At 64.1% G+C, this 21,393-nt stretch carries 15 protein-coding genes, 2 tRNA genes and 6 pseudogenes; 6 read left to right on the forward strand and 17 right to left on the reverse strand.

Translation table 11 applies throughout. The features are described 5' to 3' along the window. Positions 1 to 82 precede the first annotated feature (82 nt). From gspE to NW75_RS04835, 3 genes and pseudogenes are all read right to left on the reverse strand, one after another. Positions 83 to 1,594 carry a type II secretion system ATPase GspE gene (gene gspE / locus NW75_RS04825; RefSeq protein ID WP_033964099.1) on the reverse strand — a complete coding sequence of 504 codons (1,512 nt, stop codon included), beginning with the start codon at positions 1,592 to 1,594 and terminating at the stop codon, positions 83 to 85. A 137-nt stretch (positions 1,595 to 1,731) separates the two neighbouring features. Further along, positions 1,732 to 3,944, reverse strand: a pseudogene (gene gspD, locus NW75_RS04830) (type II secretion system secretin GspD). Beyond that, positions 3,941 to 4,785, reverse strand: a pseudogene (locus tag NW75_RS04835) (type II secretion system protein N). Before NW75_RS04835 ends, gspD begins: the two co-directional pseudogenes overlap by 4 nt. Positions 4,786 to 4,909: 124 nt before the next feature. Here NW75_RS04835 and NW75_RS04840 point away from each other — a divergent pair. Further along, positions 4,910 to 5,566, forward strand: coding sequence for a prolyl hydroxylase family protein (locus NW75_RS04840; RefSeq protein ID WP_033964100.1), 657 nt, complete (start codon positions 4,910 to 4,912; stop codon positions 5,564 to 5,566). A 41-nt stretch (positions 5,567 to 5,607) separates the two neighbouring features. Here the strand turns inward: NW75_RS04840 and NW75_RS04845 are convergent. From NW75_RS04845 to lon, 3 genes and pseudogenes are all read right to left on the reverse strand, one after another. Then, a tRNA-Val gene (locus NW75_RS04845) sits at positions 5,608 to 5,682 on the reverse strand. 136 nt (positions 5,683 to 5,818) lie between these two features. Continuing rightward, a complete protein-coding gene (locus tag NW75_RS04850; RefSeq protein ID WP_010186832.1) occupies positions 5,819 to 6,091 on the reverse strand; it encodes an HU family DNA-binding protein in 273 nt (90 codons plus the stop codon). A 152-nt stretch (positions 6,092 to 6,243) separates the two neighbouring features. Continuing rightward, a pseudogene (lon, locus tag NW75_RS04855) lies at positions 6,244 to 8,603 on the reverse strand (endopeptidase La). 48 nt (positions 8,604 to 8,651) lie between these two features. Here lon and NW75_RS04860 point away from each other — a divergent pair. The 3 genes and pseudogenes from NW75_RS04860 (at position 8,652) to NW75_RS04870 (ending at position 11,808) form a co-directional block, all read left to right on the forward strand. Continuing rightward, on the forward strand, positions 8,652 to 9,437 hold the full coding sequence (locus NW75_RS04860) for a hypothetical protein (RefSeq protein ID WP_231564956.1): 786 nt from the start codon (positions 8,652 to 8,654) through the stop codon (positions 9,435 to 9,437). Further along, positions 9,434 to 11,165, forward strand: a pseudogene (locus NW75_RS04865) (M1 family metallopeptidase). Before NW75_RS04860 ends, NW75_RS04865 begins: the two are co-directional and overlap by 4 nt. A gap of 46 nt (positions 11,166 to 11,211) precedes the next feature. After that, positions 11,212 to 11,808, forward strand: a complete 597-nt coding sequence (locus tag NW75_RS04870; RefSeq protein ID WP_171010484.1) for a methyltransferase family protein — start codon at positions 11,212 to 11,214, stop codon at positions 11,806 to 11,808. Between the two features lie 6 nt (positions 11,809 to 11,814). Here the strand turns inward: NW75_RS04870 and NW75_RS04875 are convergent, their stop codons facing one another. From NW75_RS04875 to NW75_RS04905, 7 genes and pseudogenes are all read right to left on the reverse strand, one after another. Next, positions 11,815 to 12,489 (reverse strand): DUF4893 domain-containing protein, encoded by a 675-nt coding sequence (locus tag NW75_RS04875; RefSeq protein ID WP_033964103.1) that lies wholly within the window; start codon positions 12,487 to 12,489, stop codon positions 11,815 to 11,817. Positions 12,490 to 12,604: 115 nt separating this feature from the next. Continuing rightward, entirely contained in the window at positions 12,605 to 13,174 is a 570-nt protein-coding gene (locus NW75_RS04880) for a GNAT family N-acetyltransferase (protein WP_231564957.1), read from the reverse strand. 27 nt (positions 13,175 to 13,201) lie between these two features. Then, a complete protein-coding gene (clpX, locus tag NW75_RS04885; RefSeq protein ID WP_010403209.1) occupies positions 13,202 to 14,470 on the reverse strand; it encodes an ATP-dependent Clp protease ATP-binding subunit ClpX in 1,269 nt (422 codons plus the stop codon). Between the two features lie 145 nt (positions 14,471 to 14,615). Beyond that, entirely contained in the window at positions 14,616 to 15,290 is a 675-nt protein-coding gene (locus tag NW75_RS04890; RefSeq protein WP_010403211.1) for an ATP-dependent Clp protease proteolytic subunit, read from the reverse strand. Between the two features lie 76 nt (positions 15,291 to 15,366). Then, positions 15,367 to 16,331: pseudogene (locus NW75_RS04895) on the reverse strand (glycosyltransferase family 2 protein). 153 nt (positions 16,332 to 16,484) lie between these two features. Continuing rightward, on the reverse strand, positions 16,485 to 18,128 hold the full coding sequence (gene tig, locus NW75_RS04900) for a trigger factor (protein ID WP_033964104.1): 1,644 nt from the start codon (positions 18,126 to 18,128) through the stop codon (positions 16,485 to 16,487). Between the two features lie 61 nt (positions 18,129 to 18,189). Then, positions 18,190 to 18,274, reverse strand: a tRNA-Leu gene (locus NW75_RS04905). A gap of 131 nt (positions 18,275 to 18,405) precedes the next feature. Between NW75_RS04905 and NW75_RS23495 the strand changes: the two genes are divergently transcribed. Both NW75_RS23495 and NW75_RS04915 read left to right on the forward strand, forming a co-directional pair. Continuing rightward, positions 18,406 to 18,585 (forward strand): hypothetical protein, encoded by a 180-nt coding sequence (locus NW75_RS23495; RefSeq protein WP_081988636.1) that lies wholly within the window; start codon positions 18,406 to 18,408, stop codon positions 18,583 to 18,585. Beyond that, positions 18,582 to 18,785 (forward strand): hypothetical protein, encoded by a 204-nt coding sequence (locus tag NW75_RS04915; RefSeq protein WP_033964106.1) that lies wholly within the window; start codon positions 18,582 to 18,584, stop codon positions 18,783 to 18,785. The genes NW75_RS23495 and NW75_RS04915 overlap by 4 nt, the downstream gene beginning before the upstream one ends. A gap of 22 nt (positions 18,786 to 18,807) precedes the next feature. Here the strand turns inward: NW75_RS04915 and NW75_RS04920 are convergent, their stop codons facing one another. The 4 genes and pseudogenes from NW75_RS04920 to NW75_RS04930 form a co-directional block, all read right to left on the reverse strand. Continuing rightward, the gene (locus NW75_RS04920) at positions 18,808 to 19,284 is read right to left on the reverse strand and encodes a hypothetical protein (protein ID WP_231564958.1); all 477 of its coding nucleotides are present in this window, start codon (positions 19,282 to 19,284) and stop codon (positions 18,808 to 18,810) included. 132 nt (positions 19,285 to 19,416) lie between these two features. Continuing rightward, a complete protein-coding gene (locus NW75_RS04925) occupies positions 19,417 to 20,106 on the reverse strand; it encodes a M48 family metalloprotease (RefSeq protein ID WP_269430275.1) in 690 nt (229 codons plus the stop codon). A gap of 79 nt (positions 20,107 to 20,185) precedes the next feature. Then, positions 20,186 to 20,620, reverse strand: a pseudogene (locus NW75_RS27670) (M48 family metalloprotease); the annotation flags it as partial. Next, positions 20,621 to 21,370 carry a hypothetical protein gene (locus NW75_RS04930; protein ID WP_033964107.1) on the reverse strand — a complete coding sequence of 250 codons (750 nt, stop codon included), beginning with the start codon at positions 21,368 to 21,370 and terminating at the stop codon, positions 20,621 to 20,623. Positions 21,371 to 21,393: the final 23 nt, after the last annotated feature.

A 21,393-nucleotide genomic window follows, 5' to 3' on the forward strand; every position in this document is an offset into this window, starting at 1 on the left:
AGGGTGCCACCCTCACCCTTCCGCCGCCTGGCGGCGGCTCCCTCCCTCTCCCAAAGAGAGAGGGATAAGGGCGCGCACTCCCTCACGCCGCATCCTCCGGTACCACCATCGGCGCTTCCGCATCGGCCATGTCGCGCCGCGACACGCGCACCGCTTCCTCCGCCGTGGTCACGCCGTCGCGCACCAACTGCCGCGCCGCTGCGCCCAGCGTCGGCGCATGGAGAAAGGCATGGCGCGCTATCAGCGCTTCATCGCCGCCATCGTTGATCAGGCGGCGTACCGTCTCATCGACGCGGACCGCTTCATACACGCCCACGCGCCCCTTGAAGCCGCTGCCCTGGCACTGTTCGCACCCAACCGCCTCATAGACGATCGTGCCGGGTTCAAAGCCGAGCAACGCCGCCACCGGCCCATCCGCCGCGACCGGCCGGCGGCAATGCTCGCACAACCGCCGCACCAGCCGCTGCGCGATCACCGCGCGCAAGGTGGACGCCAGCAGGAACGGCTCGACCTTCATGTCGCGCATCCGCGTGATGGCGCCGACCGCATCATTGGTGTGAACGGTCGACAGCACTAGATGCCCGGTGAGCGAGGCCTGCACCGCAATCTCGGCGGTCTCGCGGTCGCGGATTTCGCCGACCATCACCACATCGGGGTCCTGCCGCAGGATCGCGCGCAGGCCCGCCGCAAAGGTCAGCCCGACCTTGGGGTTGACCTGCGTCTGCCCGACGCCCTCCATCGCATATTCGACCGGGTCCTCGACCGTCAGGATGTTGCGGCTACCATCGTTGAGCAGCCGCATCGATGCGTACAGCGTCGTCGTCTTGCCGGAGCCGGTCGGCCCGGTGACGAGGATGATGCCGTTGGGCTCCGTCACCGCATCCTTCAGCAATTGATGGATAGCGGGCGTCATGCCCAGCGCATCCAGCGTGATCCCGGCATTTTCCTTGTCGAGAATACGCAGCACCACGCGCTCGCCCGCGCGGCTCGGCAAGGTCGATACGCGCACGTCGAGCAACTTGCCGCCCAGCGTCAGCCCGATCCGCCCGTCCTGCGGCACGCGCCGCTCGGCAATGTCGAGCCGCGCCATCACCTTGATGCGGCTGACGACGACCGGCGCGACATGCGGCGGCATGCGCAGCGTCTCGCGCAGCACGCCATCGATCCGCATCCGCACCACCAGCCCGGTTTCATACGGCTCGACATGGATGTCGGACACGCCGTTGCGCGCGGCATCGGCGATGATGCCGTTGATCAGCCGGATCGCGGGCGCATCGTCGGCGGTGTCGAGCAAATCGTCGGCTGTCGGCAGGTGGTCGGCCAGCATGTCGAGTTCATCGCCCAGCCCCAGCGCCCCCGCCGCCATCGCCGCCGCTTGCCCGTCCATCGCATAGACTTCGGAGAGCAAGCGGTCGAAATCGCTCGGCGTAACGGGTGTTACCTGAAACGGCCGGGCCAGATGGCGGCGCAGCTCGATCAAGGTTTTGGGGTCGGCTCCTTCGCGCATCGCGACGGTGAGGTGCCCTTCATGGTTCGGCGCGACCACCACGCCGAACCGACGCGCAAAGGCGTAGGGAATGGTGATTTGCGGCAAGGCATCAAAATCTCCCCTCCCGCTTGCGGCAGGGGTTGGGGGAGGGTTGTCGCTGGACAAGACGGTGGCGAGAGTACCCTCCCCTAGCCCCTGCCGCAAGCGGGAGGGGAAAGTTCCAGGATCACCGCCCGTCCCCATCACCGCCCCCGCTTGGTGTGGATCACGGTGCTCGAACTGCGCTGCACCGGCACCGCGATGCGGGGATCCTCGATGTTGCCCGGCACCGGCGCGCTCGGGATCGGCGGGGCCGCGCCCATATAGTCGCGCACCAACTGGTCGATCGAAGGCTCGTCATTCGGCGCGGCCAAGCCCTGCTGCAGGCGCAGATAGCCATAGCGTTGCTCGGTCAGGCGACGGCTGTCCTCGGCGGTGCGCAGGATCGTCGGGCGGATGAAGATCATCAAATTGGTCTTGGTCCGCGACTTCGCCTTGGAGCGGAACAGATTGCCCAGCCCCGGCAGATCGCCCAGCAGCGGAATCTTCTGGATCGTGCGGCGTTCATTATCGTCGAGCAGGCCGCTGATGACGGCGATGTCGCCATCGTCGACCGTGCGCACTGTCTCGACCTCGCGCTTGTTGAGGATCAGGTCGCTATTGTCGCTCGACACCGGCCCCGCGATCGAACTCACCCCCAGCCGCAGATTGAGCTTCACCGTGCCCGAGGAATTGACTTGCGGCCGCACCGTCAGCTCGATCCCCACATTCTCGCGTTGGGTGGTGCGGAAGGTATTGTTGAAATTGTTCGACAGCGCCTGCCCAGTGGTGATCGGGATTTCCTGCCCGACCAGGCTGTGCGCTTCCTGATTGTCGAGCATCACCAGATGCGGGACTTGCAACAGGTTGGAGGTGGTGTCGCTCTTCAGGGCATTGATGATCGAACCGAACACCGTGTCGCCGATCTTACCGGCCCAGCCGCCAAAACCGCCGCTCGCCCCCAGAATCGAGCTGATCGCCGATTGCGCGAGCGAATCGCTCGCGCTGCTGTTGGTGCTGGTGGTCACGGTGGTGCCGTTGACCACCGTCGTCGTGGTATTGAGCTGCCGCGCGCAATCGCCCCGGCGATGGTCAGCAAGCTGGGTGCGGTGTTCTGGAAACTCGATGCCGCGAACACGCCGCCCTTGATGTTGGCGATGGCGAATTGTGCGCCAAGCTGGCTGGCGGTCTGGTCCGAAACTTCGGCGACGATCGCTTCGACCAGCACTTGCTCGCGCCGGGTGTCGAGTTGATGCACCACATCTGCCAATTGGCGCTGAACCTCCGCAGGCGCCGCGATGACGATAGCGTTCGCGCCGACGAAGCGCGTGACCACTGCCGCCGTCCGCCCGGCCGAACTGATCGCGGCTTGCCCGGTCGTGGTGCCGCCGCCGGTCGAGACGTCTTGTTGGACGGTCGGCGCGGCGGTCTGGCGTGCGGTCGTCTGAAACCCGCTGCCGCTGCTACCATTCGACTGGCCGTTATTGCTGCCAAAGGTCGATGCCGAAAGTTGCTGGTTCGAAATGGGTGACGGGGCCTGCCCGACCAGTTGCTGAAGCACGGGCAAAAGCTGCTCGGCATCGGCATTTTCGAGGAAAATCACCTTGATCTCGGTGCCGTTCTTGGCGCGCCGGTCCAGATCCTCGGCCACCGCCGCCAGCCGCGCAACCGACGCCGCATCGCCGCGGATCGCCACCGAATTGGAACTGGTCACGGCCACCACGCTCGCGCTCGAGCCAGTTGACGGTCCACCGCCGCCTGCGGCCTGCCCGGTCAGCGCTTGCAACGCCGTTGCAATTTCACGGGCACCGGCATTCTTCAACGCGACAATGCGCGTTGCAGCATTGTCGGTGTCGATCTGGCGGATCACCTCGCGCACGCGTCGGACATTGTCGGCGAAATCGACGATGACCAGGCTATTCCCGCCACGATTGGCGGTGACCGAGCCCTGCGGCGAGATCAACCCGCGCACGGTATCGACCGCCGAGGCAGCGTCGATCGAGCGCAAACGAACGATTTCGGTCACGTAGCTGTTGCTGGCCGCCCCGCGCGCCCCCACGCGGCTGGGCTGCGACGCGGCATTGTCGGTCGGCTGCACCCGAAACGCGCCGTTGCTGGTCGGCACCGCGACCAGGCCGTTGGCGCGCAGCGTCGACAGGAAAATCTCGAAATATTGCGATTTGCTGACCGGGTGATCGGTCACCACCGTCACCTTGCCCTGCACGCGCGAATCTATGATGAAAGTCCGCCCCGTCACCCGCGCCGCATCGGCGATGAACGCGCGGATGTCGGCGTCGCGCACGTTCATCGTGGTCTGCGCGACGGCAGTGCCTGCGAGCGCAAGCGCCAGAAACGGTGCCAGAGTTAGTGTCTTCATTGCCCCGCAATCGTGATGGAAAGTGGAATCGTGTCCTTGCCGCGCTCCACCGCGATGGAGAGCAGACCGCCCTTGGCAAATTGTGCGGCTAGGCGCTCGATGTCGCCCGCCCCCCCGACCGCTTTCCCGGCGATCTGGGTCACGACGTCGCCCTCGTGCAACCCCGCAGTGCGAAAGGCCATGCCACTGCCTTGCGATCGGACTGTCAGCCCAGTCACCCGGCCATTATCGATGCGCGGGATGAACCCAACGTCCGAACGCAGTTGGGCGAAGGTAATCCCCGAAGGAGCCGGAGGCATCGGCCGCACCGGACCACCGCCAACCAGCGGCGGCGCAGCGGGCGCAGGCGTGGCGACTGGCGGGGTTTCCGGCTGGACCAGGAAGAGGTCTTCAGACGCGCCATTGCGGTCGATCGTGACATGGTCGAACGCGACCGCCTTCAAGCGCACGCCGGGCATGATTTCCTGCCCCACACCGACGCTTTGCTGCACCCCGTCAGGCCCAGCAATAATCGCCGAGCCGCCGCCCTGCGCTTCATCGACCCGCGTTCCGAACAAGGTCAGTTGCAGGCTGGTGACGACGGCCGGTCCCGCCGCATCGCCACCGCTGATGCGAAAGAACGGATCGAAGCTGCTCAAGAGCGCTTGCGGCGCTCCGGCGAACCGCTGTGTGCCGGACGCCAGACGCCGATCGCGCCGACCGGCGTCACCACCGTCCACACCAGCCGCGCTCCTTGCACCGCGAGCAGAGCGATCAGCAGCAGCTCGAGCGCGCTATACACTTTCGTCACGGGTACGCGTCGCAAAACACTCCGCGCTCGCGCATCCAACACCAACCGCATGCGGCATTATTCCTTGATCGCGCGCCTAACCTTGTCCGCGTGTTACAGACACCGGGCGACGCTGTGAACCTCGCACGGTCGCAAGGACTGGAAAAGCCACAACGGCTTTGGCAGGGATAGGCCGATGACCGCGCAGACACATTTCGGATCGGGCAACCCGGCGGTCGCCATGATCGAGCATATCCTCGCCCAACCGGGCGTGCAGCGCGTACCCAGCACGAAACTGACGCTGTTTGTTCGCCGCGGCTTTCTCGATCCCGAAACGTCCACGGCCTTGTGTGCGCGCGTGGACGCCACACGACGCCCCTCGACCCTTTCCGATTTCAACGGCGACCCGACCTTTCGGACCAGCGAGACGGGCGATCTGGACCCGCTCGATCCGCTGGTGATCGATCTCAACGCGCGGATCGCCGCCTTTACCGGACTCGATCCGGCACATGGCGAGCCGATCCAGGGGCAACGCTATGCGGTGGGACAGGAGTTTAAAGCTCACACCGATTATTTCGAACCCAACGGGATCGACTATCAGCGGTATTGCGGCATTGCGGGCAACCGTACGTGGACGGTGATGATCTACCTCAACCAGCCCGAAGCTGGCGGTGCGACCCGCTTCAAGGCGATCGACAAGATCATCCAGCCCGAAACCGGGAAGCTGCTGGCGTGGAACAATCGCCTACCCGACGGGCGGCTCAATCCCGCCACGTTGCACCACGGGATGAAAGTCCGCGCGGGCACCAAATATGTCATCACCAAATGGTTCCGGGAACTGCCCTGGCGCTGAGGCCAGAACGCGGCTGGCTCCGAGGGAGCGCCAAGCGCGAATGGTGGGCGCGGCAGGGATTGAACCTGCGACCCCACCCGTGTGAAGGGTGTGCTCTACCACTGAGCTACGCGCCCGTTGCCGTCCTGCACATGCGTATGTGGGAGGGCTAAACGGATGAGGGCGGCGTTACCGCCGCCCTCTTCACCAATCCCTTAAAACGAGCGAGTGCCGCTTGTCCAGCGGCACCTAACATGTTTTCGGGAGATTAGATCAATTGACCGAATCCTTCAGGCCCTTGCCGGCCTTGAACTTCGGCTGCGACGACGCCTTGATCGTCATCGGTTCGCCGGTGCGCGGGTTGCGGCCGGTCGAGGCCTTGCGCTTGCTGACCGAGAACGTGCCGAACCCAACCAGGCGGACTTCGTCACCCTTTTTCAGCGCCGCCGAGACCGCGTCGAACACCGCCTCGACCGCCTTGCTTGCATCACCCTTCGTCAGACCCGACGTGTCGGCCACCGTCGCGATCAATTCCTGTTTGTTCATCGCCACCAAACCCCCGATACAAAATGGAAAAATATACCCAGGCAAAAAGCCGGTTGCGCACTAAGACGGCTAGCGCGGGGGCTGTCAAAACAAAAAGCGACAGCCCCGGTCTAAAATCGGCGGAAATGCGGCATTTCGAGTAATCGATCCGATCAATGATGCACTTCGCCGCCAATCGGGGCGACACCCGCCGGCGGCTGCGCCGCCAGGTCATCGGCCTCGGTCCAGTCGATCGCGGTGAGCGGGCCGGTCAGCGCGAGCCGCAACACTTCATCGACATGCGCCACCGGGATGATTTTCAGACCATCCAGGATATTGGCCGGAATCTCCGCGAGATCCTTCTCATTCTCCTGCGGGATGAGCACGGTGGTGATGCCGCCGCGCAGCGCCGCCAGCAGCTTTTCCTTCAAGCCGCCGATCGGTAGCACACGGCCGCGCAACGTCACCTCGCCCGTCATCGCAATGTCGCGGCGCACCGGCACGCCGGTGAGCGTCGAGACGATCGCCGTCACGATGCCGATACCCGCCGACGGACCATCCTTGGGCACCGCCCCTTCGGGCAGATGGATGTGGATGTCCTTGCGCGCAAAGATGCTCGGCTTGATCCCATAAGAAGGCGAGCGCGCCTTGATGAAGCTGAACGCGGTCTCGATCGATTCCTTCATCACATCGCCGAGCTTGCCGGTGATCTTCGCCGCACCGCGCCCGGGCACGGTGACGCTTTCGATCGTCAGCAATTCGCCGCCGACTTCGGTCCAGGCGAGGCCGGTGACGGCACCGATCTGATTCTCTTCCTCGCCCAGGCCATGACGATATTTTTTCACGCCCGCAAATTCAGACAGGTTGTCCGGGGTCACGGTGACGCTCTCGGCCTTGCCCTCAAGAATGCGCCGCAACGCCTTGCGCGCGAGCTTGGCAATCTCGCGCTCCAGCGTACGCACACCGGCTTCGCGCGTGTAGAACTGAATGAGCGCGCGCAACCCCTCGGTGGTGAGCGTGAACTCGCCGTCCTTCAGGCCGTGCGCCTCGATCTGCTTGGCGATCAGATGCCGTTCGGCGATCTCGACCTTCTCATCCTCGGTATAGCCCTCGAGCCGGATGATCTCCATGCGGTCGAGCAGCGGCTGCGGCAGGTTGAGCGTGTTCGCGGTCGTCACGAACATCACGTCGGAAAGATCGACGTCGATTTCGAGATAGTGATCGTTGAACTTCGCATTCTGCTCGGGATCGAGCACTTCGAGCAGCGCCGAGGCCGGATCACCGCGGAAATCCTGGCCGAGCTTGTCGATTTCATCGAGCAGGAACAGCGGGTTGCTGGTCCCAGCCTTCTTGAGATTGGTAACGATCTTGCCCGGCAGCGAGCCGATATAGGTGCGGCGGTGGCCCCGAATTTCTGCTTCATCGCGCACACCGCCTAAAGATTGGCGGATAAATTCGCGGCCCGTGGCCTTGGCGATCGACTTGCCCAGGCTGGTCTTGCCGACGCCGGGGGGGCCGACGAGGCACAGGATCGGCCCCTTCAGCTTGTTGGTGCGCGCCTGTACCGCGAGATATTCGACGATGCGGTCCTTGACCTTTTCGAGCGCATAATGGTCCTCGTCGAGCACCGCTTGCGCCGCCGAAATATCCTTGCGGATCTTGGACTTCTTGCCCCACGGCAGGCCCAGCAGCACGTCGAGATAGTTGCGCACGACGGTCGCCTCGGCCGACATCGGTGCCATCGTCTTGAGCTTCTTCAGCTCCGCCGTCGCCTTGGTGCGGGCTTCCTTGGACAGTTTGAGCGTCGCGATCTTGTTGGTCAGCTCGGCGATCTCGTCGCCTTCGCCCTCGTCGCCCTCATTGCCGAGTTCGCGCTGAATCGCCTTCAACTGCTCGTTGAGGTAATATTCGCGCTGGTCTTCTCCATCTGGCGCTTGACGCGGCTTTTGATCTTCTTCTCGACCTGCAGCACGCCCAGCTCGCCCTCCATGAAGGCAAACACCATCTCGAGTCGCTTGGCCGGATCGCGTTCGATCAGCAGCGCCTGCTTGTCGGACACCTTGACCTGAATGTTCGCGGCAACGGCATCGGCGAGCTTGTTCGCATCCTCGATTTCCCCGAGCTGGACCGCAGTTTCGGCGGGCAGCTTGCGGTTGAGCTTGGCATAGTTTTCGAACTGCTCGACCACGGAGCGCATCAGCGCCGCCATTTCGGTGCTGACAGCCTCGAGTGCCTCCTCGCCCTCATCGCCTTCAAGCAACTCGACGTCGGCAGCGAGATAGCCCTCGGTCTGCGTCAGGCCGGTCAGGATGGCGCGGCGCTTGCCCTCGACCAGCACGCGCACCGTGCCATCGGGCAATTTCAACAGTTGCAGCACGACGGCGGTCACGCCGATTTCGTACAGATCGTCGCGATCGGGATCGTCTTCGCTCGGGTCGAGCTGCGCGACCAGGAAAATCTCCTTGTCGGCGGCCATCGCCGCCTCCAGAGCCGCGACCGACTTGTCGCGACCAACGAACAGCGGCACGATCATGTTGGGGAACACGACGATGTCGCGCAGCGGCAGCACGGGATAGCGTGGGTGGGCGACGAGGACTTGGACGGGGTGAAGGTAGCTTTGGTCATGGATACTCCGGGGTCGCGTCAACGACGCGGGCTTAGTTCCTTATATGGGGGGAGTTGCCGTTGCATCAATCGTCGAACGATTTTGGGTGGTGCAGCGGCCATCGCCGCGTTCCCGGCCAGCGCGAAACACCCGCTCGACCCCATCGCCCACGCCCTGGCAGCGGCGGGCGGGCAAGCACTTTTGTCGCGTGTACGCGTGATCGCGTGGAGCGGTACTGCCCGCATGATGATCGGCCGGACGCCGGTCGACCTGATGGTCGAAACCCGAATCGAACCCTTTGCGCGCGCGCGTTCCGACACCTGGCTGACGAGCGAAGGGCGCAGCGCCACGCAGACCATCATGGTGGAACGCGACAGTGCGTTTCTGGTCCATAACGGCGCACAGACCAGCCTGCCCCAGCCGCAGGCCTATTTCGAGCGGCAGAAGCTGGCGGCGTACAGCTATTTGCTGCTTGCCCCGGCGTCGCTGTCACCAAGCGGGCGGCGCGGCATTACGGCGATCCGCGACGGGTATCCGCCGATCGCACTGACGCTCGCCCCGGACGGGCGGATCGCCTCGGCCGACTACACCCTTGCTGGGCCGCCGCCGAACCCGCCGCTCGTGCATCAACACCTGCTGTTTACGGGAACCGTATCCGCACTAGGAATCCGCTTTCCCCGCACCACCACGATCCTGCAGAACGGTCGCCCCGTCCTGCGCATGACCATCACCGATTTTTCCGTAGAGCTAGACCCTTCATGATCGCTTCCAGACTCGCTTTTGCTTGTGGCTGCCTCGCGCTGACCGGTGCCACCACCCTGCCCAAGAAAGGCGAGCCCGCCATCACAGCGCAGACCGCGCGCTCGGGCGGGGTGATCGATCCCGATCAGGCCAAATTGGGCTTCGATGCCGCCGATCTGTCCTTCGAGGTGTTGCCCGAAACAGAGACGCTGCGCGGCGTGGCGACGCTCAGTTTCACCGCAAAGGCCGCGCTCGACCGCCTTGCGATCGACCTGGACCGCAATTTGCCGGTCGATGCCATTGCCATCGATGGCGCGGCGCTCGCGCCCGGCGCGTGGAGCAACCCCGAAGGGCGGCTCGTCATCACGCTCCCGCAGCGCGTCGCCAAAGGTGGCCATGTCACCGCGCGCATCAGCTATGGTGGGCAGCCGCATGTCGCGGTCAAGGCCCCGTGGGATAGCGGCATGGTGTGGGCGACCACGCCCGGCGGTGCGCCGTGGTTCGCCACCACCGCCGAGGGCTATGGCTGCGATCTGTTTTGGCCGTGCCTCGATTTCCCGACGGGCGAGCCGGGCGTCGTCACGCTCCACATCACCGTGCCCAAGGGATTGAAGGCCCCGTCCAATGGCAAATTGCTGGGGGTGGATACGCTGGCCGACGGGCGGACGGTGTGGAACTGGCGGATCAAGCACCCCAACACCTATGGCATCGCGCTCAATGTCGGGCCGTATGAGGAAATTTCCGGCGTTTTATAAGAGCCGCTACGGGAACAGCATCCCGATGTTCTACTGGTATTTGCCGGGCGAGGAGGCCAAGGCCCGCGCGCTCTTCGCTGAGTTTGCCTCGACGCTCGATTTTTTCGAAAGCGAGGTCGGCCCCTACCCGTTCGGTGACGAGAAGCTCGGCGTGGTCGAGACCCCGCACAAGGGCATGGAGCATCAGACGATCAACGCCTACGGCAACGACTATGCCAAGCCCCCGAGGGCTTCGACTGGTTGTTCCAGCACGAATTCGCCCATGAATATTTCGGCAATCAGCTGACTGCGGCCAATTGGGACGATTACTGGCTGCACGAGGGCTATGGCACCTACATGCAGCCGCTCTACGGCCGCTGGCGCGAGGGCGAGGCGCGCTATGCGACGATGCTGGCGGACGAACGCGGCAAGATCGCCAACCTCCGCCCGATCATCTCTGGCAAGGTGCGCACCGAGGAAGAGGTGTACGAGGTCGACAAAGGCGGCCCGGGCCAGGACATCTATTACAAGGGCGCGTGGATGCTCCACACGCTCCGCACGCTGATCGGCGACCGCGCGTTTCGCGATGTCACACGGCTGGCGGTGTACGGGCGGATCGATCCGCGGCCGGGCAATTTCGCCCCGCGCTACGGTTCCACGCTCGAATATGAACGCTTCGTGCGGCGCGTGACCGGCAAGGATTATGGCTGGTTTTTCGACGTCTATCTGCGCGAAGCCGCCCTGCCCGATCTGATCGAGACGCGCAGCGCAACGCGCCTCGCGCTGCGCTGGCAGGCACCGGGCGGACGGGTGTTCCCGATGCCGGTCGAGGTGCAGATCGATGGCCGGATCGTGAAGTTGCCGATGGCGGGGGGGCGTGGGCAGCCTGCTTGTGCCGAAACGCGCGCATGTGGTGATCGACCCCAAGGCCAAGCTGCTGCGGCGCTCGGTCGCGATCGAGCAATATCAGGCATGGCGCGATGCGCAGGCGCGGCGGCCGCGCCCCACCAATTGACGGACGCGTGTTATTTGAATAACACAGCGTCGATCTGGAGGCTATGATGCGATTTCCGACCGATCCTGTTGGACTTCCCGGCTTGATCGCGCTCGGCGTTGGCATGGGCGTGTTTGTGGTGTCGCTGCTCCGCGCCCGCGCGCGTGGCGTCAAAAGCCCGAAGAGCTCCGATGCGCGGCGCAGCAATGCATCGATTCGGGGGATCGTGGCGCAGGGGATAGGGATCGGCATGGTCGGATTTGGCCCGATCCGGGTCAGCCTCGATCCCGCCTCCACCACAGCGCTGCTCGAAGGGGCGATCGTGCTGGTGCTGATCCTCGGGGCGGTGTGGCTGTTCGATTCGTCGTCGCGCGCGATGGGCCGCAACTGGGCCTTGGTCGCGCGCACCCGCAGCGACGGGCACCTGGTGCAATCGGGCCCGTTCGCGCATGTCCGCAACCCGATCTATGTGGCGATGGCGCTGTTCACGCTGGCGATGGCGATCGCTTACGGCCACACGCTCAACCTGATCGCCGGCGCGCCCTTGTTCGCGCTCGGCACCGCCATGCGCGTGCGGCACGAGGAAAGCGTCCTGCGCGCGACCTTCTCCGATTACGACGCCTATGCCGCGCGGGTGAAGCGCTTTATTCCCGGCCTGTTCTGACGCGGCTCAGCCGGGAATGGCGGGCACTGCCCCCCGCACGACCGGCGTCACCGGCACCAGTTCGTAGATATCGAGCAAGGCCCCCTTCCCCGCGCGCGTCAGCACCAGCCGCCAGCGGAACGGCGCGACACGCTCGACCACGCCCGCCACGTCCTGCGCGGGATTGACGCTATAGGGTGGCGCGCTGTCAGCATGGGCCGGGCGGAAGGTGCCGAGGAAGACCTGTCGCTTGTCGGTATCGGGAAACAGCCAGCCGCCGGGCAGACTGGTGCCGCTCTGCTTGGTGAAGGACAGCGCGTGCGTCGTCCCGTCGACCGTGCAGAAATCGGGCTTGTAGGTGTCCAGGCCGTGCGCTCCGCCAAGGCGGACGAGACGGCAATAATAAGGGCCCGGCGGCAGCGCGGGCAAATCCAGCGCGGCTCCGGGCTGGACCAAAGGGCCCTCCGCATCGAGCTTGGCCTTGAGGCGGACCGGCACCGCAGCGCGTGCGCGCACCCATGTCGTCGGCAGCGCGTCGAGCCGACTGCGATCTTCGGCTGTCACCGAACCGGCCCATCCGGTCGGCGTGGCGGCAACGTGCGATGTCGCGTGGGGCCGTGCTGTTCCGGCGGTGCAGCTCGACACGCTCGCCCCAAGGGCAATCAGCGACGTGAGAACAAGGGGCGTCGATACGAAACGCATTGCGGTCGTTCTCCAGGATGTCGATGCGTGATGGGCCTTGCAGCGCGTTAACAATCGGTAAACGCCAAAGGTTAACGGATGGTAAACGACGCGACGGACGCGCGGTTCCGCCCGATCAGCTGCGGAGCATCGACCAGAACGCCGGGCCGCCCTTCGGGACGTGCCACGCCTCGGTCACAACGAAGCCGAGGGTAGCGTAGAAGCCCAAATTCCGCTCGTTGGCGGTTTCGAGGTAAACTGGTCGACCGTCCCCCGCGATCCGATCGAGCCCGGCCTGAACCACTGCACGACCGAGGCCGCGCCCCTGTGCCGCCGGGTCGCACCCGGCGATATGCAGATACCAGACATCGTCGGAGGGGAGATGCGCATCGATCGCGCTCGACACCGTCAGCGCCCGACCGATCGCCCCGCCCAAAGCCCGCCACAGCGGCCAGACGTGCAACAGCAAATCGAGCAGCGACGTCTTGCCCAAGCCGGGCGCGCGCCACAGCGTGGCGGCTGCGCCGCCCCCTGCCACCAGCCGCAGACCGGCCTGCGCATCCGCATCGAACAGCAACGCGAAAAGCCGCGGCAGCCGGAGCGCGCGGTCGGCGGGATCGGGGAAATATACGCCATCGCCGGATCGTCGGCGAAGGCACGGGCCAGCATCGCCGCGATCCGTCCCCGATCGCGTCGTCAGCGACACCGATCGGGGTGGAACGCGGCGCGAGGGTCAAGCAGCCCCCGCCCCGGCCTTTTCTTTCTTGGCATAGACGCGGATCGGTTCCTTGCGGCCGTCGATCACGTCCTTGTCGATCATCACCTCGTCGACGCCGTCCATGCCGGGCAGATCGAACATGGTGTCGAGCAAGATGCCCTCGAGGATCGATCGCAGGCCGCGCGCGCCGGTCTTGCGGTCGATCGCCTTCTTGGCGACCTGCACCAGCGCATCGTCGGTGAAGCCGAGCTTGACCGCCTCCATGTCGAACAGCTTCTGATACTGTTTGACCAGCGCGTTCTTCGGCTCGGTCAGGATGGTGACGAGCGCGGGCACGTCGAGATCCTCGAGCGTCGCGATCACCGGCAAGCGGCCGACGAATTCGGGGATCAGGCCGAACTTCAGCAGATCCTCGGGCTCGACCGACTTGAGCGTCTCGCCAGTGCGGCGTTCCTCAGGGGACGCGACATAGGCACCGAAGCCGATCGACTTGCCCTGCAGACGGTCCCCGATGATCTTTTCAAGGCCGCTGAACGCGCCGCCGCAGATGAACAGGATGTTGGTCGTGTCGACCTGCAGGAACTCCTGCTGCGGATGCTTGCGGCCACCCTGCGGCGGAACGCTGGCAGTGGTGCCTTCCATCAGCTTGAGCAATGCCTGCTGCACGCCCTCGCCCGACACGTCGCGCGTGATCGACGGGTTCTCGGCCTTGCGGCTGATCTTGTCGATTTCGTCGATGTAGACGATGCCGCGCTGCGCCCGCTCGACATTATAGTCGGACGCCTGGAGCAGCTTGAGGATGATGTTCTCGACATCCTCGCCAACGTAACCCGCTTCGGTCAGCGTCGTCGCATCGGCCATGGTGAACGGCACGTCGAGGATGCGCGCCAGCGTCTGCGCCAGCAACGTCTTGCCGCAACCGGTCGGGCCGACGAGCAGGATGTTGGACTTGGCGAGCTCGACATCGGCACCCTTCTGGCCGTGGTTGAGGCGCTTGTAATGGTTGTGCACCGCCACCGACAGCACGCGCTTGGCGCGCTTCTGGCCGATCACATAATCATCGAGTACGTCGCAGATTTCCTGCGGCGTGGGCACGCCGCCATCCTTCTTGGACACGAGCGCGGACTTCGTCTCCTCGCGGATGATGTCGTTGCACAATTCGACGCATTCATCGCAGATGAATACGGTTGGGCCCGCAATCAGCTTGCGCACCTCATGCTGCGACTTCCCGCAGAAGGAGCAATAAAGCGTGCTCTTCGAGTCGCCGCCGCTGAGCTTCGTCATTCAAACCATCCTTGGCACCACCAATGGGCGCACATATGCGGGGTGCTATCCTAGACTGACCCCGCGCAATCCGACAATCACCAAAATTGCCGTATGAATACGGTAGCGGGACGCCTTTTCGAAGCCCCGCCACCTAAAGTCTACCTCAAGCCGAAGTCAAAGCCGGTGGCGTGCTCGAATCGTCGGGCAGCGCCGGACGCTTGTCGAACACCTGATCGACCAGACCGAAGTCCTTGGCCTCATGCGCCTCGAGGAACGTGTCACGGTCCATCGCGCGCTCAATCTCCTCGATCGGCTTGCCGGTGTACTGCGCGTAGAGCGAGTTCATCCGGTTCTTGATGCGTTGGATTTCCTTGGCCTGGATCTGGATATCCGATGCCATGCCCTGCGCACCGCCCGAAGGCTGATGGATCATGATACGGGCGTTGGTCAACGCGACGCGCATCCCCGGCTCACCGGCGGCAAGCAGGAAGCTGCCCATTGATGCGGCCTGGCCGATGCACACGGTGCCGACGCGCGGGCGGATGTACTGCATCGTGTCATGGATCGCCATGCCCGCCGTGACGACACCGCCCGGCGAGTTGATGTACATGAAGATGTCCTTCTTCGGATTTTCCGATTCGAGGAACAGCAGCTGCGCGGTGATGACCGCCGCCATATGATCCTCGACGCCGCCCGTTACGAAGATGATCCGCTCGCGCAACAACCGCGAATAGATGTCGAACGAACGCTCGCCGCGGTTCGATTGCTCCACCACGATCGGCACGAGGCCGTCTTGAATGGGAGCCAGAAAGTCGCCGGTGTCGAACGGATTGCGCATGATGAGCCTTTTAGTCCTTATGCCCCGAGAAGAACGGAAATTCGAACCGCATACATCGGCGCTGGCGGAAACGAGTTCAAGCCCCGCCTGCGATGGCACCTTGATCGGCACGACGATCGTCGCCGCCCGGCGCACGGTGCGCCAGATACGCCAGTCGCCGCACCTCGCGCGACCGCGCACCACGGTATCGAGGATCAACCCGGTAAACACGTTGAGCGCGGCGAGAATCGTCAGCCCGGTCGCCATCACCGCCGTCGGCAAGCGCGGCACCAGATGGGTGTGCATATAGGTGATGACCAACGGGATGCCGAACGCCAATGCGGCGGCAAACAAGAGGCCCGCGATCACGCCGAAGAACAGGAGAGGCCGCTCGATCCGGTACAGCGTCACGATCGTGCGCGCGATGCGAAAACCGTCGCGATAGGTGCTGAGCTTCGATTCGGAGCCCTCGGGCCGCGCGAAATAGGGCGTTTCGATCTCCCCCACCGGCATCTTGAGTTCGAGCGCATGGACGCTGATCTCGGTCTCGATCTCGAAACCCGAGGACAACACCGGGAAACTCTTCACGAAACGCCGTGAGAACACGCGATACCCTGAGAAAATGTCGGTAAAACTGCGTCCGAACAATTGCGCGAGCAACCCGGTCATCGCCTTGTTGCCGAGCACATGGCCGCGACGATAGGCGGCGGTGACCTGCGTCACCCGGCTGCCGACGACCATGTCGAGCTGTTCGTCGAGCAAGCGCTGCACCAAAGCGGGCGCGACGGTCGCGTCATAGGTCGCGTCGCCATCGGCCATCACATAGATATCGGCATCGACATCGGCGAACATGCGGCGGACGACGTTGCCCTTGCCCTGCATCCGCTCGGTCCGCACGATCGCGCCCGCGGCGCGCGCCACCGCCACGGTGTCGTCGGAACTGTTGTTATCGTAAACGTAGATCGCAGCGTCCGGCAGTGCGGCGCGGAACCCGGCCACCGTCTGCGCAATGGCGGCGCTCTCATTATAACAGGGCAGCAGGATGGCGATGCGCGTGATCATGCTCTGCCATAGGGACGAATGGCGATCGGTTCGACCCCCTTTGTGTCATTTGACACAAGCGCTCCGTCGCTCGCGCAAATCGATTCCCGCCGAAACGAGATCACCCCCGAGGCAAGCCCCGGGGGTGACGGATTTTCGTGCTGCGATGAAGGCTTATTCCGCTGTGTCGGCAGCAGCAGCCTTCTTCTTCGCCGGAGCCTTCTTGGCAGGGGCCGGTGCCGCTTCGGCTGCTGCGTCAGCGGCTGGCTCGGCCACCGCGGCCTTCTTGACGGGTGCCTTCTTGGTAGCAGCCTTCTTCACCGGCTCAGCTTCGACCAGCTCATCGCCGGGTGCAGCCGGTTCGATATCAGCCGCTTCCATTTCCTTGGCATCGTCTGCCGAAGCCTTGGCCTTCTTGGCCGCCGCCTTCTTGGTTGCCTTGGGCTTGTGGTTTTCGTGATCGTGGCTGTGCGTGCCGGTCGAGAAGCCTTCTTCGCTCTCGATCGCGGCTTCCAGCTCGGCGCGCGTCACTTCGCGATCGCTGACTTCGGCCTTCTCGAACAGGAAGTCGACGACCTTGTCCTCGTACAGCGGGGCGCGGAGCTGGGCTGCGGCCATCGGCTCCTGCTGGATATATTGCAGGAAGCGCTTGCGATCCTCGGGGCCGTATTGCTGTGCAGCCTGTGCGATCAGGCGGTTCATTTCCTGCTGGCTGACTTCGACGCCATTGGCCTGGCCGATTTCGCTCAGCAACAGGCCCAGGCGAACGCGACGCTCGGCGATCTTGCGGTAATCGTCCCGCTCGGATTCCATCTCGGCCAGTGCTGCTGCCGGATCTTCCTCATGCGTCGCTTCGTGCTGGAGCTGCTGCCAGATCTGCTCGAATTCGGCTTCCACCATCGACGGCGGCACTTCGAAATCATGGCCTTCGGCAAGCTGGTCGAGCAGCTTGCGCTTCATGTGGGTGCGCGTCAGGCCGTTCAGTTCCTGCTCGATCTGGCCCTTCAGCAGACCGGTGAGCTGATCGAGGCTCTGCAGGCCAAGCGAGGTGGCGAGCTCGTCGTCGATCTTGGTCTCGCCTGCGGTCTTCACGGTCTTGACCGTCAGATCGAAGGTCGCGGCCTTGCCGGCCAGTTCCTTGGCCTGGTAATCCTCGGGGAACGTCACGTTGATCTGGCGCTCGTCGCCAGCCTTCACGCCGACGACCTGCTCCTCGAAACCGGGGATCAGGCGACCCGAGCCGATTTCGACCGACATGTCCTCGCCAGTGCCACCCTCGAACGCTACGCCGTCGACCTTGCCGACGAAATCGAGCACGACCAGATCGCCGGTCTTGGCTTCATAAGCGGCATCGGCCTCTTCCCAGCGCTTCTGCTGGTCGGCGAACTTCTGCAGTTGCTCCTGCACGACGGCCTCGTCTGCGGGAACGGTCAGGCGCTCGAGCTTCAGATTGTCGATCGCAGGCGTCGGCACGTCGGGGAGCACTTCGAGCTCGACCTTCACATCGGCATCCTTGCCGAGCTCATAGCCGTCATCGAGGCTGACCGAGGGCTGCAGCGCGGGGCGCAGCTTGTGCTCGGCGATCAGTTCCTGAATGCCCTGCTGGATCGAGGTGTTGAGCGCGTCCTGCATCAGCGCCTCGCCGTGCATCTTGCGCACCAGGTTCGCGGGAACCTTGCCGGGGCGGAAGCCGGGCATGCGCACCGTCGGCGCAACGCGCTTCAGTTCGGCGTCCACACGCGAATCGATGTCCTTCGCGGTGATCTTCAGCGTGTAGGCGCGCTTCAGCCCCTCGTTCAACGTCTCGACAGTTTGCATACTCAAGTCGTGCCTTTTACAGGAATTTCTGATGGCTACCGCCCGTTTGCCACGGGCGGCCTGGTGCGGGCGAAGGGACTCGAACCCCCACATCTTGCGATGGCAGGACCTAAACCTGCTGCGTCTACCAGTTCCGCCACGCCCGCATGGGACACCGCCGGTGTGGGGCGCGTCTATACCAGCCCTATGGCCGGGGGCAAGCGCGCAAACAGACTGGCTTTATATTGCGCAACCGCCGACGATGCTCGCGCGTTGTTCAGCATCGAGGAGAATCATCATGGCAACCACGCCCCCGACCGAATTGCCCCCGTTCCCGAGCCAGCCCGGCCAACCCGATCCGGTGCCCACCGAATTGCCGAGCCCGACGCCCGACGTGGACTTCCCCGCTCCCGACGCAACGCCGGGCGACGAGCCGTTCCAGCCGACCGACACCGGCCTGACGGGGGATTTCGCATGAACGACGAGATCAACAAGGGCCCGCTCGACGATCCCCGCGACAACACCGATCCGCGTAGCGACCTCCAGCAGGAAGTCGAAGCCCGCAAGGATGCCGTCGAGCGCGGCGAAGGCGGCAAGGAACCCGATGCGTTCACCTCCGCCGGGATGCCCGATGGCGTTGGCGGCACTGGCGGCGTGGTGAAGAATCAGGGGGGATGACGGGCAGTAACGCCCGGTCCAGCTATCGCGCGATCGTCGCCGCGGTGACGATCGCGCGATAGGCCGGTTGGTCACGCTGGAAATAGAACACGTCCGGCGCTTCGAAGGTGATCATGTAGAGCTTGCCATCGACGATCGCTGCCACCGCTTCGCCCTTCCGGCGAACTTCCTCGTTCAAACGACTGAACGTAAAGGCAAAGCGAATCCCTTTCTGGCCCAGAAACGCGGTCGGTTCGACCGAGTCGATCGTCATAAGCTGCGTGTCGAGCGCGATGCTGTAGCTATCGGCAAACAGCGTCGGCAGGTCGGTCAGCAACATCGTCGCGGAGAAATGCGGCAGCGGCTTGGCCTTCTTGCTGACTTCGCGGAACAGCGTGCGGCCGGTTTCGATGCCGCCGTAAAAGGTCACATCGTTCAGTCCGTCCCCGTCAATCGTCCAGGTTTCCGAATTGCGCCCCGGTCGAGCACCCATCTTGTTCCATTCGCGGTCAGGCGTCACCGTCAGCGGTGATTTCGCGACGGCGACTGGGACACCGCTCGGGATCAGCGTGTTGGATGCAAGGCCCGGGGCGCGTGCAGCAACAGAGCCGCGGCGAAGATGGAAAACGAGGTGCGCTTCATGCTCTTCATCTCACTGAATCAAGGTGGAAATCATGGCGCTGTCGACAGCGTTTGGCTTCATCGCCAGATACCGCCGCAGCGAGTCCGCCGCCGCCGGATCACGGCTGCGCATTTGCGCCAGGCCGAGCCCGCGATACGCGTCGGCATTGCTCGGCTCCTGCTCCAGCGCGGCACGGTAAAAACCGGCAGCGGAGACGAGATCGCGCGGATTTCCGCGCGACCGATAAAGTTCCCCACGCGCGAACAGCAGGTCGGCCGTCCACTGCGCCCCGGCGAGTTCCCCCAACAGATAATCGGTACCCTCAAAATCGTTGAGCTTGATCTGATCCGCCAGCAACTGCGGCCGCCACGCGACCATCGCCGCGTCCAGCCGTGCGCGGCCGTCCTCGCCGGATTTGTCCATGGCGATCGCAAGCTCGCGCAAATAAGTGGCGCGCTCCAAGGTTGCCGGGTGCGTCGCGAAAAAGGCGACGCGGTCGTACCGGGTGCTGCGCTGCCGCCGCCCGCGCGCGGTCGCGTCGGCCTCGTCCATCACGCGGCCCCAGAGATCGGCGAAACAGCGCGGATCGTAGGACGACGCCTTCAAATACGCCATCGAGAGCAAATCCGCCTGGCGCTCCTGCTCGCGGCTGAACGCGAAGATCGATCCGAAAGCCGCGTTTTTGTACCGATTGCGCCGTGCGCACGGTATTGTAGGCACCGGTTCCACCGTAGGTATACGCGCCGGCTGCCGCGACCCCGGCCCACGCCATGACATCAGTGGCCGAGCGCTTTTGCTTGAAGCCCACCAGGCTGTGCCGCAACTCGAAATGCGCGAATTCGTGCCCCAGCACAGCTGCCAGTTCGGCCTCGTTGCGGACACGCAGCAACAGGCCGGTTTGCACCACAAGCATGCCATTTGGAGCCATCGACGCGTTGAAGGCCGCGTTGCGCACGACATAGATGCGCACGCTGTCGCAGCGTGGTGCCCCGACCGCGCGACACACCACGTCATGCAGATAGCTTTGCAGCTTGGGATCGGACACGACCGCCTTCGAATCGCGCAGCAGCCGCTCGTCTTCATCAACCATCATCCACAGGCCGCGCTCATCCATGCCCTGCGGCTGATAAGCACCCGCATAGGGCGGAAGCGTCGGCAACGGGTCGCCCTTCGCCGCGAGCGGCGCGGCAACCACGATCGCCATGGCTGCCAACACCTTCCACAAGGCGCGCATTTACTTGGCTGCCGACGCCGGAGCGGCCGACTGTGAACTTCCGGGAAAATTCTTCAACAATTGCGAGACGCGCTTTTGCGCGCCGTCCGGCGTGCGCACGTCGCCGCCCATGGCAAGATCCGCGTTGAGCCAAACCAAATCGCCGGTGTGAAGATCCACCAGCCCGGCAAAACCCTTATGTTCTCCCGACTTGACCGAAACATAGGCCATTGCCGCGAACGCCTGCAAAATCTTGCGGCCGGTCGACCCATATTGATCTTCGTTGAACAGGAACAAAGCATAATCGGCCCCCGTCCCCTTGGCGAGATCAGCGACCCCCGGGCCCATAGTCCATTCGAACGCGTCTTTGCGTTTCTTGGTTGGCAGGCGATTACCAACGAAAAACTGGTAGCGGATCACCGAATCCGCGAGCACCGAGAACAAGGCCCGATAATCGGCCATGGTGGTTGCGGCTGGACCAATGGGTTCGTCCGCGATCAGGATCTCATTGCCCAGCTTGGTCTGCGCGGCCGCGAGCGCCACCGCCAGATTTTCCTTGGCCTGGGCGGTCCAGTCTGCGTTCGGCTCGAACATGCCGCCGGTCGATTGCGCGCCGACCTTGATCGTCGGGCGTATCAGCAGGATTCGCGCCGACCTCTGCGGGAGGACGAAGCCTGGCTTGATCCCCGATTTCTCCTGCGCCGTCGCAGGCGAACCACTCGCGACAAGGCAAACGGACGCCAGAATCGGCACCCACAATCGCAGCAACATGGATTCCCCCCGTCATATCGGAC

Origin of the sequence: Sphingomonas sp. Ant H11 (assembly GCF_000797515.1) — a bacterium.
Taxonomy (GTDB): Bacteria; Pseudomonadota; Alphaproteobacteria; order Sphingomonadales; family Sphingomonadaceae; genus Sphingomonas.